The sequence below is a fragment of the Massilia rubra genome, assembly GCF_011682065.1.
Lineage (GTDB): Bacteria > Pseudomonadota > Gammaproteobacteria > Burkholderiales > Burkholderiaceae_D > Telluria_A > Telluria_A rubra.
Genome location: NZ_VUYU01000004.1, coordinates 319,189 through 333,577, shown reverse-complemented (window position 1 = coordinate 333,577; position 14,389 = coordinate 319,189). Strand labels below are relative to the sequence as shown.

Below are 14,389 nucleotides of genomic sequence, written 5' to 3'. Positions count from 1 at the left end.
GAATACGCAAATGGCGCGGCTGGTCGGCCGCGCCATTTGCGAGGGGATTACAGCCCTACTGCCAGCCGCCGCCCAGGGAGCGAATCAGCGCCACGGTGGTCACCGCGCGGTCACCCCGCAGTTGCACCGCGTTGCGCTCGACCGCAGCCAGGTTGCGCTGGGAGTCGAGCAGGTCCAGGTAGCTGGAGCGGCCGGCGTTATACAGCTTTTGCGCCAGGTCGGCCGAACGGCGCGCCGACACCACGGCCGCGTCGATCTGCTCGGTCTGGCCGGCCAGGATGCGCAGGCCGGCCAGGTTGTCTTCGACTTCGGCAAACGCCACCAGCACGTTCTGGCGGTAACTCGCCACCGACTCTTCCAGCACCGCTTCGCTGCGCGCGATGTTGGCCTTGTTGCGGCCACCGTCGATGATTGGCATCGACAGCAGCGCGCCCAGCACCCACGAACGCGCGCTCCAGTTAAACAGGTTGCCGCCGCCGCCCGATTCGGTGCCAAGGCCGCCGGTCAGGCTGAGCGACGGGTACATGGCCGTTTTCGCCACGCCGATGCGCGCGTTGGCGGCGACCATCGCGCGCTGGGCGGCGGTGATGTCGGGACGGCGCTCCAGCAGGGCCGACGGCAAGCCGGCCGGAATGGCCGGCAGCAGCGCCGACTCCACCAGCGGGTTGACGTCGGCGCTGAACATGGCCGCCGGTTTACCGAGCAGCACGGCCAGTGCGTGCTCGTATTGCACGCGCTGGCGTTGCAGGCCGATCGCCTCGGCGCGCACGGTCGACAGTTCGGTCCTGGCGCGGGCCAGGTCGAATTCGCCGATGTCGCCATTGTCGTAACGGCTCTGGTTCACTTTCACGCTCTGGGTGCGCAGGTCGACCGTGCGCGCCAGGGTGGCCAGTTCGGCGTCCGTTTCGCGCAGCTTGAAGTAGGTCTGCGCCACGTCGGCCTGCAAGGCCAGCAGCACCGACTTGTAGGTCGCTTCGCTGGCCGCCGCATCGGCATTGGCCGCGCTCACATTGGCCGCCACGCGGCCGAACAGATCGAGCTCGTAGCTGGCCGTCAGCCTGGCCTGGTACACATTGCCGGGAGCGACCGACGCATCGTCGGCCAGACCGCGCGAGACGCCCGAGGTGCGGCTGCGCTGCGCGCCCATGCCGGCGCCGACCTGCGGCGAGCGGTCCGCTTGCGAGATGCCGGCCAGCGCCCTGGCCTGCTTGACGCGCGCCGCCGCCACCGCCAGGCTGGCGTTGGCGTCGGTCGCCTCGCGGATCAAGGCCGTCAGGTTGGCGTCCTTAAACGCCAGCCACCACTCGCCGCGCGCCTGCCCTTCGGCCGGCTGCGCCACTTTCCAGCGGGTGCCGTCGGCCGCTTGCAACGGCTCGGACGACTCCTTGAAGGCGGACGGCATGTCGAGCGCCGGCGCTTTCAGTTGCGGGATGCTGGAACAGGCCACCAGCAGCAGCGCCGCCAGCAAGGGTGAAATGCGCCTCATGATGGTTGTCTTCATATCAGTCATTACACTGCTCCTTCCAGATGCGCAGGCACTGCCACGCTTGATTTCTTTTCCAGCTTCTTGGCGAAGGTACGCAGCAGCACGTAGAACACCGGCGTGAGGAACAGGCCGAAGAAGGTCACGCCCAGCATGCCGCCGAACACCGCCACGCCCATCGCATGGCGCATTTCGGCGCCGGCGCCGCTCGAGAACACCAGTGGCACCACGCCCATGATGAACGCGATCGACGTCATCAGGATCGGACGCAGACGCAGGCGGCACGATTCCAGCGCCGCTTCGACGATGGTGCGGCCGTGGTCTTCGAGTTCGCGGGCGAATTCGACGATCAGGATCGCATTTTTCGACGCCAGCCCCACCAGCACGAACAGCGCGATCTGGGTGAAGATGTTGTTGTCGCCACCGGTCAGCTTGACGCCAACGAGGGCGCACAGGATCGACATCGGCACGATCAGGATCACCGCCAGCGGCAGCGTCCAGCTTTCGTACTGCGCCGCGAGCACCAGGAACACCAGCAGTACGCACAGGGGGAAGACCAGCACCATCGTGTTACCCGACAAAATCTCCTGGTAGGTCAGTTCGGTCCATTCGTACGACACGCCTTTTGGCAGCGTTTCGGCGGCGATCTTCTCCAGCGCGGCCTGGGCCTGGCCGGACGAGACGCCGGGAGCCGGGCCGCCGTTCATGTCGGCCGATACGTAGGCGTTGTAGCGCTGCACGCGGTCCGGGCCATAGGTATCCTTGATGCGCATCAGCGACGACAGCGGAATCATTTCGCCCTTGTCGTTGCGGACCTTGAGCTGGGCGATCTGGTCGGCGTGCGAGCGGAACGGCGCATCGGCCTGCACGCGCACCTGGTAGGTACGGCCAAACTGGTTGAAGTCGTTCACGTACAGCGAACCGAGGTTGATCTGCAAGGTCTGGTAGATCGTCGTCAGCGGCACGCCGAGCTGCTTGGCCTTGACCTTGTCGACGTCGGCGAACAGTTGCGGCACGTTGATCTGGAAGCTGGAGAACACCCCGGCCAGCTGCGGGTTCTGCCAGGCTTTCATCTGCATCGCCTGGGTGGCCTTATACAACTCGTCATAGCCCACGTTGCCGCGATCCTCGATCATCATCTTGAAGCCGCCCACGGTGCCAAGGCCGTTGACCGGCGGTGGCGGGAATACCATGATGAAGGCGTCCTGGATGGCGCCCAGGCGTTTGTTCACCTCGGCCGCGATCTCGGGACCGGACATGCCTTTGCCGGTGCGCTGCTCGAACGACTTGAGCGTGACGAACACGATGCCGGCGTTAGGCGCATTGGTAAAGTCGTTGATCGACAAGCCAGGGAAGGCGATCGACGATTCCACGCCCGGCACCTTGGCCACGATGTCGGACATCTGGCGGATCACGGCGTCGGTGCGGTCCAGCGAAGCCGCGTCGGGCAATTGGGCAAAACCGACCAGGTACTGCTTGTCCTGGGCCGGCACGAAGCCGCTCGGCACCGCCTTGAACATGAACACGGCGGCAACCGCCAGCACGGCGTACACCATCAGCGAAATGCCCTTGCGTTTCAGGACCACGTTCACGCCACCTTCATACTTGGTCGACGCGCGGCCGAAGAAGCGGTTGAACCAGGCGAAGAAACGGCCGAACAGTTTGTCCATCACGCGCGTCAGTCCATCTTTCGGCGCATGGTGGGGTTTCAGCAAGGCGGCGGCCAGGGCTGGCGACAGGGTCAGCGAGCTGAATGCCGAAATCACGGTCGAAATGGCGATCGTCAGCGCGAACTGGCGATAGAACTGGCCCGACAGGCCGGCCACGAAGGCGATCGGCACGAACACGGCGCACAGCACCAGGGCGATGGCGATGATCGGACCGCTCACCTCTTTCATCGCTTGCACGGTGGCGTCGCGCGGGCTCAAACCCGCTTCGATATTGCGTTCCACGTTTTCCACCACCACGATGGCGTCATCGACCACGATACCGATGGCCAGCACAAGGCCGAACAGGGACAGCGTGTTGATCGAAAAGCCGAAGCCCAGCATCACCGCGAAGGTGCCGATGATCGATACCGGCACGGCCAGCAGCGGAATGATCGATGCGCGCCAGGTTTGCAGGAAGATGATCACCACCAGCACCACCAGGGCGACCGCTTCGAGCAAGGTGTGGATGACGGACTTGATCGATGCGCGCACGAACTGGGTTGGGTCGTACTCCACGCTGAAGTCGACGCCTTCCGGGAAGTCTTTCTTCAGTTCCGCCATTTTGGCGCGTACGTCGGCCGACAGTTGCAAGGCGTTCGCACCCGGCGCTTCGAAAATACCGATGGCGGCAGCCGACTTGTTGTTGAGCAGCGCGCGCAGGGAGTAGGAATTCGATCCCAGCTCGATCCGCGCCACATCCTTGAGGTGGGTAATGGCGCCGTCGGCGCCGGTGCGCACGATGATGTCGCCAAATTCCTCGACCGACGTCAGGCGGCCCTGGGTATTGACGGTCAACTGGAACTCCGCGCCTTTCGACGGCGAAGCGCCGATCACGCCGGCGGCGACCTGCACGTTTTGCTCGCGCACCGCGGCCACCACGTCGGACGCGGTCATGCCGCGCGCCGCCACCTTTTGCGGATCGAGCCAGATGCGCATGGCGTAGTCGCCAGCGCCGAATAGCTGGGTGTCGCCCATGCCCGGGATACGCGCCAGCTGGTCCTTCACGTTGAGCACCGCGTAGTTGCGCAGGTAGACGTCGTCATAACGGCCGGTCGGCGACAACAGGTGCACCACCATGGTCAGGTTGGGCGAGCTTTTGACCGCCGTCACGCCAATCTGGCGCACTTCTTCGGGCAGGCGCGGCAAGGCGCGCTGGATGCGGTTCTGCACCTGCGACTCGGCCTGCTCGACGTTGGTGCCGACCTTGAACGTCACGGTCAGCATCAGCGAGCCGTCCGAGGTGTTCTGCGACGACATGTACAGCATGTTTTCGACGCCGTTGATCTGCTCTTCCAGCGGGGCGGCGACGGTTTCGGCGATCACTTTCGGGTTCGCGCCGGGATACTGGGCGCGCACCACCACCGATGGCGGCACCACGTCGGGATATTCGGAGATCGGCAATGCAAAAATCGACAGCAGGCCGGCCACGAATATGATGATCGACAGGACGGCCGCGAAAATCGGCCGGTCGATGAAAAATCGTGAAAAGTTCATGTGAGTTATTCCTTGGTTTTAGCCGATGCGTCGGCAACCTTGACTTCTTTTTTGGTGTCGGCGACGTCCGGGGCTTTGGCGTCGTCGGCCTTCGCTTGCGGCGCCTTGCTGTCCTGGTCCATCGCCACGATCTGCGCCGTTACCGGTGCGCCAGGCTGGACGCGCTGCAAGCCGTTGATGACGATTTTTTCGCCCGGCTTGACGCCGCTGCGCACCACCCGCAGGCCGTCCACGCTCGGTCCCAGGACCACGGCGCGGTATTCGGCCTTGCTGTCGGCGCCGATCACGTACACGAACTTGCGGTTCTGGTCGGTGCCGACGGCGCGGTCGTTGATCAGGATCGTCTTGGCCTGGGCGCCGTCGCCGCCGCCCAATTGAACCCGTGCGAACAGGCCCGGAACGAGGGTGTTATCGGTGTTGTCGAACATGGCGCGCATGCGCACGCTGCCGGTGGCCGAGTCGAGCCGGTTGTCGATGAATTCGAGCTTGCCTTCGTGCGGGAAGCCGCTTTCATTCGCCAGGCCGATCTTGACCGGCACCGTGGTGCCCTTCTGGGCCACGCGGCCGACGCGCAGGTAGGTGTCTTCGTCGCCGTCGAAGGTGGCGTAGATCGGATTACTCGATACCACCGAGGTCAGGATCACGGCGCCGTCGACCAGGTTGCCGGTGGTGACTTCGGCTTTCGAGACGCGCCCGCCGATCGGCGCGTGCACATTGGTGTAGCTCAGGTTTAGGCGCGCCGCTTCGAGCGAAGCCTGGGCCGCGCGTACGTTGGCGTCCAGTTCCTTCAGGCCCGATGCCTTTTCGTCGAACTCGCGCTGGGCGATCGCCTTGTCGCCCAGCAGGCGCTCGGCGCGGGCCAGTTCCAGCTTGGCCAGGTCGGCGCGCGCGCGGGCCGAACTGACGGCCGCTTCGGCGCGATTGGCTTCGGCCTGGTAAGGGCGCGGGTCGATCACGAACAGCACGTCGCCCTTCTTGACAATGCTGCCCGGCTTGAAGTTGACCGAGGTGATAAAGCCGTTCACGCGCGCCCGGATGTCGACCCGGTCGACCGCTTCGAGCCGGCCAGAGAATTCCTGGGTCTCGTTGACCGAACGCTCGATCACGGTGGCGGCGGTGATCGGCGGGCCGGCGGGAGCCGCCGGCTGGGCCTTGCTGTTCGCCTCTTCACACCCCGCCAGCGACAGGGCAGCCAGTCCCGCCAAGGCCATCGCGGCCGCGAGCGGGCGGGCGAAGGTCATTAATCGATTAGTGGTTTTCATTTTTTTCCTCTTATTGATGAAAATGTTTAATAAATCAGCCGGATAGACGACGAAAGACGAGCTGTGCTGTTTCAAAAGGCGAAAAGGGTCCGTACGCTGCGCCGAGGGTTTCTCAGCGCAGCTGCACGGGGGTAACTGGTGGTGGTGTTACGAGTAATGCGCTAATTCAGGATGGCGGCGTATCGAGGCCATGTAAAAAATTGCCGATTTCCTGTAACGCCACGGCCCTGCAGGCGCACTCGTTGCGCGCGGCCGTGTCGTCCAGGGGCGCCGCCGCCATGCGCTTGACCGTGGTGGTCACGCCGCAGGTGGCCAGCTTGGCGCCGTATTGTTCAGCCTCGTCGCGCAATGGATCGTCTTCGGCGGACAGGATCAGCGCGGGCGGCAGGTTTTTCAGGCGGCTCGATTGCAGCGGCGAGGCATACGGGTGGGTGCGGTCGGCCGCATTCGGCAGGTAGCCCCGGTAGCTGGCGGCGCATTGCACGGCCACCCCGGCCAGGGTGGCGTCTTGCGGAATGGCGCGCATCGAACAGGTGGACAGGCCCGGGTCGAGCATCGGCATGATCAGGATCTGGCCGACCAGCGCCGGCCCGCCGCGGTCGCGCGCCATCAGCGTGCACACGGCGGCCAGGTTGGCGCCGGCCTCGATGCCCGCCACCAGCAGGCGCTTGCCGCTCCATCCCAGCTTGGCCTTGTGCTTCTTGGACCAGGCCAGCACCGCGTGCGCATCTTCGGCGGCGGCGGGAAACGGGCGCTCGGTGGCCAGGGTGTAGCGCGACGCCAGCACCAGGTGCTGGGTCGAGCAGCTGGCCAGGTGGCGCAGGAACTCGTCCGCCTCATCGAGGTCGCCGCCGATAAAGCCGCCGCTGTGGAAGAACACGATCAAGCCATCTTTCTTGGCGCCGGCGTCACCGCCGGAATACAGACGCGCGGCCAGCGGGCCTTCGGCCCCCGCAACCTCGAGGTCGCGGATCTTCAGCTGCACCGGCGCGTCATGGGAGCTCATTGCGGCTCCGCCAACTCGTCGTCCGCACAGGCCAGCAGGGACGTGCCGAACAAGTCATGTGCAAGTGCGTCAAAACCGACGCTTTCCGCACTCGCGGCCTGCGGGAACTGGTCGGACAAGGCGGTACCCGTCAACGTCAGCATCGCCATCGCGAGTGTCACGATCATCATGATTGCTTTTTGATAACGCATAAGAGTAGCCCTTTCCTTCCGATTGTCCCGACATCCTTTGATGCAGTACGGCCACTTTAAACTTGATCTACAATCTGATAAAGAGGGCAAGAGCGAATTGATTGTTCAGGATTCTGAACAATACGGAGAAATATGAATAAATTACAAGCAATGGAAGTGTTTGTGCAGGTGGTCGACGCCGGCGGCTTTACGCGCGCGGCCGAGAACATGCAGCTCCCCAAAGCCACCGTGTCGACCCTGGTGCAGGCGCTCGAACTGGCGCTCGAAGTCAAGCTGTTGCACCGCACAACGCGGCATGTGAGCGTGACCGCCGACGGCGCCGCCTATTATGAACGCTGCCTGCGCATTCTGTCGGATGTGCGCGAGGCCGAAGAATCACTCTCGCGCAATCGCGCCAATCCGAGCGGACGGCTGCGCGTGGATGTCTCGAGCGGGTTCGCCAACGACATCCTGCTGCCGGCCCTGTCCGATTTTTTCGATCGCTACCCCGACATCCGGCTCGACCTCGGTATCGGTGACCGCCCGGTGGACCTGATCGAAGAAGGCGTCGATTGCGCCATCCGGGGCGGCAACCTGCCCGATTCGGCGCTGATCGCGCGCCGCGTGGGCGTGCTCAATTTTGTCACCTGCGCCACGCCGGGCTACCTGGACCGGCATGGACGGCCCACCCATCCGCACGACCTGGCCAGCCACCGCTGCGTCAACTACTTCTCCACCAAGACCGGCAAGATCTTCGACTGGGATTTCATCCGGGGCGATGAAGTGATCACCGTCGCAGCCCCCGCCTGCCTGGCCGTGAACGACTCCACCGCCTATATGACCGCCGGAATGCAGGGGCTCGGGCTGATGCAGATGTCGAGCTTCATGGTCGACCAGATGGTCGCCGTCGGCAAGCTCGAAATCGTGCTCCCCGACTGGAGCAGCATGCCAGTGCCGGTAAACGTGGTCTATCCCCAGAATCGCCACCTGTCGGCCAAGGTGCGCGTGTTCGTCGAATGGGTCGCCGACCTGTTTCTCACCCACCCACTCCTGCAACTGCCAAGGCCCTGATATGCACAACATCGTCTTCCTCGACCGCGACAGCCTGATGGCCGACGTGCGGCGTCCCGCATTCGAACACGCGTGGCGCGACTACGGCGCCACCAGCGCCGGCCAGGTGCTCGAACGCCTGCGCGGCGCCACCATTGCGATCACCAACAAGGTGCCGCTGCGCGCGGCCGATATTGCGCAACTGCCGGCGCTGAAGATGGTGGCCGTCGCCGCCACCGGCGCCAACAACGTCGATCTCGACGCCTGCCGCGCGCGCGGGATCGTGGTATCGAATATCCGCAATTACTCGCTGGTGTCGGTGCCGGAGCATTGCCTGAGCCTCATTCTGGCCCTGCGCCGCAACCTGAAGGCGTATGGCGCGGACGTCGACGCGGGCCGCTGGCAGGCCTCGAACCAGTTTTGCCTGCTCGATCACCCGATAGCCGACCTGGCCGGCAGCCGGCTCGGCATCGTCGGCTACGGCGCGCTGGGCAAACAAGTGGCGGCGCTCGGGCGCGCGTTCGGCATGCGCGTCGCCGTGGTGTCGCGCTCGCCGGTAGACGACGCCGATGTCGATGTCGTGACGCTGGCCGAACTGCTGGCGACGTCCGACGTGGTCAGCCTGCACCTGCCTTTGAGCGCGCAGACCACGAACATCATCGGCGCGCGCGAACTGGCCAGCATGAAGCGCAGCGCATTGTTGATCAACACCGCGCGCGGCGGCCTGGTGGACGAAGCGGCGCTGGCACAGGCGCTGACCGATGGGGTGATCGGCGGCGCCGGCTTCGATGTGTTGAGCCAGGAGCCGCCCTTGCCCGGCAATCCGCTGCTGGCGCTACGCCTGCCCAACTTCATCCTGACGCCGCACGTGGCCTGGGCCAGCGCCGGTGCCATGCAGACCCTGGCCGATATGCTGATCGATAACCTGGAAGCGTTCGAAGCGGGCAAGCCGCAGAACGTGCTCTAAAAAGTCCCCGGCAACAGGATATTGCTGTCCACGTCATTCACGTCGCGCAGGCCGCAAAACGCCATCGTCAGATCGAGCTCGTTGCGGATGATCTCCAGGCACTTGCTCACGCCCTGCTCGCCCAGCGCGCCCAGCCCGTACAGGAATGGCCGGCCGATATACACCCCCTTGGCGCCGAGGGCCAGCGCGCGGATCACATCCTGCCCCGAGCGCACGCCGCCATCCATATGCACCTCGATGCGCTTGCCGACCGCCTCCACGATGGCCGGCAGCGCCCCGATGCTCGACTGCGCGCCATCGAGCTGGCGCCCGCCATGGTTCGATACGATCAGCGCATCGGCGCCGGAATCAAGCGCCAGGCGCGCGTCTTGCGCATCCATGATGCCCTTGATGATCAGTTTTCCACCCCAGCGCCGCTTGATCCATTCCACATCGGCCCATGACAGGGCCGGGTCGAACTGCTGCGAGGTCCATGCCGACAATGACGACATATCCGTCACATCGCTGGCATGGCCGACGATATTGCCGAAGCCGCGACGCGGCGTGCGCAGGATGCCCATGCACCAGCGCGGCTTGGTCATCAGGTTGACGATGTTCGCCAGCGTCATCTTGGGCGGCGCGGTCATGCCGTTGCGGATATCCTTGTGGCGCTGGCCCAGCACCTGCAGGTCGAGCGTGAGCACCAGCGCCGAGCAGCGCGCCGCCCTGGCGCGGTCGATCAGGCGCTCGATGAAGGCGCGGTCCTTCATCACATACAGCTGGAACCAGAACGGCTTGGTGGTATGCGCCGCCACGTCCTCGATCGAGCAGATGCTCATGGTCGAGAGGGTGAACGGCACGCCGAAGCGTTCGGCGGCGCGCGCGGCCAGGATCTCGCCGTCCGCATGCTGCATGCCGGTCAGCCCGGTCGGGGCCAGCGCCACCGGCATCGCCACCTCCTGCCCTATCATCGTCGTGCGGGTGGTGCGGTCGACCAGGTTGACCGCCACCCGCTGGCGGAATTTGATCTTCGCAAAATCGTCGCTGTTGGCGCGGTAGGTCGATTCGGTCCAGGAACCGGCGTCGGCGTAATCGTAGAACATGCGCGGAACGCGCTTCTTGGCCAGTACCCGCAAGTCTTCAACGGTCGTGATGATGGTCATGCATCTCCTTGTGTGTGTTCGCCTGCGCCGCCACCCTGAGCGGCAGGTCGATGAAGAACGTGGTGCCGCGTCCCGCGCCGCTTTCGACGCGAATACTCCCTTCCAGCAGCGACGTGACGATGTTGTACGTGATATTGAGGCCCAGGCCGGACCCGCCCTGCCCCATCTTGGTCGTGAAAAACGGATCGAAAATGCGCGCCTGGTGCTCGATCGGAATGCCGACACCGTCATCGACGAACACCAGTTGCACCCGTTCCGTCCCTTGCCGGCCGGCCGTGACCGTGATCGCGCCGCCGATGCGCCCTTCGAACGCATGCAGCAAGGCGTTGTTAATCAGGTTGATCATCACCTGCCCGAACGGTCCGGGGTAGCTCTCCATCTCGATGCCGGGTTCCACCGTCAGCGTGAGCGTGTGGCCGGCCTTGCGCACCTGGTTCATCATGGTGGCCACGATTTCGTGCGCGGCCTGTTCGAGATCGAAGCGGCGCCGCTGCGCGCTGGCCTGGTCCACCGCCACCTGCTTGAAGCTGTTGAGCAGGTCGGCCGCGTTGAACAGACTGCGCATGATCAGCTCCGACGCCTCCTGCGACGCATCGATGAACACCTTCAGGTCGGAGCGGCGGATGGTGGCGCCGTCGAACTTCTCGGCGATCGCGCTGGTTTTCTCCTGCAAGGTGCTGGCCATCAGCAGGCTGTTGCCGATCGGGGTATTGAGTTCGTGCGCCACTCCGGCCACCAGCGAGCCGAGTGCCGCCAGCTTTTCCTGCGCGACCAGTTGCGCCTGGGTGCTCTGGAGCTGGCGGTAGGCGTCGGCATTGTCGAACGCCACGCCGACGTAGGACGCCAGCGTGCGCAGCATGTCGAGGTGAATGCGTTCGTAGGCATTGGTCGCATAGCTGTGCACCGACACCACGCCCAGCATGCGGCCGTTGACCGCGATCGGCACATACAACAGCGAGCGCGGCGTGGTCGGCAGAGAGCCGTCTTCGAGCGTGCCCAGGTTCTCTTCGCTGGATGTGAGCAGCAGGTCGCCGATGTAATTGCCGTACTCCTTCTCCAGGTCATTGATGAATACCTCGCGCTCGTTAACGATGCACCATACCGCCAGCTGGTTCGGCTGGTCCATGCTGCGCGAATACGGCAAATAGCGCTTGCCACCCTCCATCGCGAACGGATAGTCGATGCAGGCGCGCTCCGGCCGATACAGGCCGATGCCGAACACGCTCGCATCCATCAGCTCATTGACGTGGGCGTACAGCATCAGCATGATCGACTCGCTATCGAGTTTGGCGGTCAGCTTGCGGCCGATGTCGCTCAGGAGCGCGATATTGCGGTGCGCCTGCTCGACTTCCGCTTTCTGGCGTTCGACCGAATCCTTTTGCAGCCGCAGTTCCGCCGTGCGCGAGCCGACCAGGCGCTCGAGCAGGGATTTTTGCCGCACCAGCGCGCGCACCCGCAGGCGCAGCAGCGCATAGCCGACGCCCGCCACCAGCGCCGCCAGCGCCAGCCGGAACCACCAGGTTTTCCAGGCCGGCGGCGTAATCGTGATGGCCAGCGTGGTCGGCGCCTCGTTCCACACGCCGTCCTTGTTGCTGGCCCTGACGCGGAATACATACCGTCCCGGATCGAGATTGGTGTAGGTGGCGAAGCGCTTGCCGGCGTCGGTGCTGACCCATCCCTGGTCGAAGCCTTCGAGCTGGTACAGGTAGCGGTTGCGCTGGGGGTCGGCAAAATGCAGGGCCGCGAATTCGAGCGAGAGCACCGAATCGCGGTACGACAGCGTGAGCTCGCGCGCGTCTTCGATGGCGCCTTTGAAGGTGGCGTCGCCAAGCTGCTGGCCGGCGCGCAGCGGACGGTTGAAGATCAGGAAATCGGTGATCATGACCGCCGGCGGGTAGGGATTTTCGCGGATCGCCTCGGGACGGAACGAGGTCAGGCCATTGATGCCGCCGAAGTGCAGGCTGCCGTCGCCGCTGCGCGCGGCCGCGCCGACGAAATACGAGCCATCGGTCAGGCCATCCCTGGCGGTGTAGTGCTTGACCTGGCCGTTGGACGGGTCCAGCCGCGCCAGCCCGGCGGTGCTGCTCACCCACAGCATGCCGGCGTCGTCTTCCGCGATGCCGCCGATAGGGTCGGCGGCCCCAGTGCCGTTAAGATCATAAAAGCGAAAGCGCACCTTGCCGTCGGCCCCGGGATCGACCCGGTGCAGGCCCCCCGCGGTGCCTACCCACAGCTGGCCGGCGCGCGACTCGAACAGATAATAGATGCGGCTGTGGCGCAGGCTGGCCGCATCGGCCGGGTCGTAGCGGTAATGGGTAAAGCGGCTGGTGGCCGGGTCGAGCCGTTCGAGGCCGTTGTCGGTGCCGATCCAGACGATGCCGCGCTGGTCTTCCACGATCGCAAAGCCGTGGTTCTCGCCCAGGCTGTGCGGATTGTGCGGATCGTGGCGCCAGCCGATCCGGGTGTCGCTGGCCGGATCGTAGCGCACCACGCCGCCGCGCGTGACGATCCACAGCTTGCCGGCGCGGCCGATCAGCAGGCGCTGGATATATGAGGCGTTGGCGTCGCCGCCGAGCGGCAGCGGCGTGACGTGGCCGCCCTCCTTGTCCATCGACGACAGGCCGGTGGGCGTGCCGACCCAGACGCGCTCGCCCCCGACCGCCAGCGCCGTCACCAGCTCGCCCGCGCGCAGGCGGGTAACGCTGCCCTTTTGCAGGTCGACCTTGTTGACGCCGCCGCCGGTGGTGCCGAGCCACAGCGTGCCATGGCCGTCCGGCGCCAGCGCCCGGATCTTGTTGGAACTGAGGCTGGCCGGGTCGTCCGGCGCGTGCGCGAGCCGGTTAAAGCCGCCGCTGGCGATGTCGACCCGGTTCACGCCGCCGAACCAGCTGCCGACCCAGAGGGTGCCGCTGCGGTCGAGGAAGCTGGCCGCGATGCGGTTGTCCGACAGCGAATGGCGGTCGAGCGGCTGGTGGCGGTAGCTCACGAATGCGCCGCTGGCGGGGTCGCGCAAGAACAGGCCATCGAGTTCGGTGCCGGCCCACAGGTTGCCCTTCGCGTCGTGATACAGCGACTGCACGCGCACCGCGCCGATGCCGTCGGCCGCGCCGAACTGGCGCCGCGCCGGCTGCGCCGCGCCCAGCTGCCACGCTTCGAGCCCGGCGCCGGTGCCGACCCATAAGGTGCGGTTCGCGCCGAGCGCGAGCGAGAGCACCTGGTTGCGCCGGGCGTCGCTACGCCGGGGGTCGTCGCCCGAGGCGATCGTAAAGCGCTCGAAGCGCTGTGCGCCGCGTGCCAGCCGGTCCAGTCCACGGGCGGTCGCCACCCACAGGCTCCCGTCGGTGTCGCGCACCAGCGCGTTGACGCGGTCGTCGGAAAGGCTGGTGGCGTCGCCCGGATCGTGGCGCAACGTGGCAAAGCGCGCGCTGGCCGGGTCGAAGTGCTTGAGTCCTTCGCCGGTGGCCAGCCACAGGCCGCCGCCGCCGTCGGCCACGATGGCAGAGACCACGCGGTTGTTCATGCCATCGGCCGCGTTGCCGGCGGTCGCGTAGCGGATGAATTTGCGGGTGGCGCGGTCGTAACGGATCAAGCCGCCCTTGGTGCCGAACCACAGGCGGCCCTGGTCGTCCTCGAACGAGGCGGAGATGTAATTGTCGGCGATGCTGTCCGGATCGGCGGGATCGTTCTTGAAGACGGTCATGCGGTAACCGTCGTAGCGGTTCAGGCCCGCCTGGGTGCCGAACCACATGAAGCCCTGGCGGTCCTGCAGGATGCTCTGCACCGACTCCTGCGACAAGCCCTGTTCGAGCCCGATATGCTCGAAGCGCAGGCTGCGCACGGGAGCGGCCAGCGCCATCCCCACGCACGCCAGGCCCAGCAGCCAGGCAAGGGCCAGCCGGAACAGTGTCGCGTTCGGTCGGGTCGTCAAACGAAGCATCATGAGCATTCCACGCAGCAATTGGAGTAATCTAACAGATGGCTGGCCCGGGGTGAAAATTACTTGCCGGGCGCTCCTTTCGGTTTGCCCTCTGGACAAACGGCGAAGGCGCCACTACAATAGCGCCTTCTTCGGAAATGCAAGCGATCCGGAGAGTAGTAGAAGCACC

Annotated in this window: 9 protein-coding genes; 2 read left to right on the top strand and 7 right to left on the bottom strand. The window is 65.3% G+C overall.

Annotation, left to right across the window (positions count from 1 at the left end; translation table 11 throughout):
* Positions 1–55: 55 nt before the first annotated feature.
* The 5 genes from F0185_RS08260 to F0185_RS08240 all read right to left on the bottom strand — a co-directional run bounded on the left by F0185_RS08260 (position 56) and on the right by F0185_RS08240 (position 7,145).
* A complete protein-coding gene (locus F0185_RS08260) occupies positions 56–1,501 on the bottom strand; it encodes an efflux transporter outer membrane subunit (RefSeq protein ID WP_167223451.1) in 1,446 nt (481 codons plus the stop codon).
* Between the two features lie 8 nt (positions 1,502–1,509).
* A complete protein-coding gene (locus tag F0185_RS08255) occupies positions 1,510–4,686 on the bottom strand; it encodes an efflux RND transporter permease subunit (protein WP_166884532.1) in 3,177 nt (1,058 codons plus the stop codon).
* Positions 4,687–4,691: 5 nt separating this feature from the next.
* Positions 4,692–5,948 (bottom strand): efflux RND transporter periplasmic adaptor subunit, encoded by a 1,257-nt coding sequence (locus F0185_RS08250; protein ID WP_167223314.1) that lies wholly within the window; start codon positions 5,946–5,948, stop codon positions 4,692–4,694.
* Between the two features lie 166 nt (positions 5,949–6,114).
* Positions 6,115–6,954 carry an alpha/beta hydrolase gene (locus F0185_RS08245; protein ID WP_167223312.1) on the bottom strand — a complete coding sequence of 280 codons (840 nt, stop codon included), beginning with the start codon at positions 6,952–6,954 and terminating at the stop codon, positions 6,115–6,117.
* Entirely contained in the window at positions 6,951–7,145 is a 195-nt protein-coding gene (locus F0185_RS08240; protein WP_166884526.1) for a hypothetical protein, read from the bottom strand. The genes F0185_RS08245 and F0185_RS08240 overlap by 4 nt, the downstream gene beginning before the upstream one ends.
* Positions 7,146–7,277: 132 nt before the next feature.
* Between F0185_RS08240 and F0185_RS08235 the strand changes: the two genes are divergently transcribed.
* Entirely contained in the window at positions 7,278–8,195 is a 918-nt protein-coding gene (locus F0185_RS08235) for a LysR family transcriptional regulator (protein ID WP_167223310.1), read from the top strand.
* 1 nt (position 8,196) lies between these two features.
* A complete protein-coding gene (locus F0185_RS08230; RefSeq protein WP_167223308.1) occupies positions 8,197–9,141 on the top strand; it encodes a D-2-hydroxyacid dehydrogenase in 945 nt (314 codons plus the stop codon).
* Here the strand turns inward: F0185_RS08230 and F0185_RS08225 are convergent.
* On the bottom strand, positions 9,138–10,283 hold the full coding sequence (locus tag F0185_RS08225) for an alpha-hydroxy acid oxidase (protein ID WP_167223306.1): 1,146 nt from the start codon (positions 10,281–10,283) through the stop codon (positions 9,138–9,140). The genes F0185_RS08230 and F0185_RS08225 overlap by 4 nt on opposite strands.
* Complete coding sequence (locus F0185_RS08220; protein WP_229476824.1) at positions 10,261–14,223, bottom strand: two-component regulator propeller domain-containing protein; 3,963 nt, start codon at positions 14,221–14,223, stop codon at positions 10,261–10,263. Before F0185_RS08220 ends, F0185_RS08225 begins: the two co-directional genes overlap by 23 nt.
* Positions 14,224–14,389: the final 166 nt, after the last annotated feature.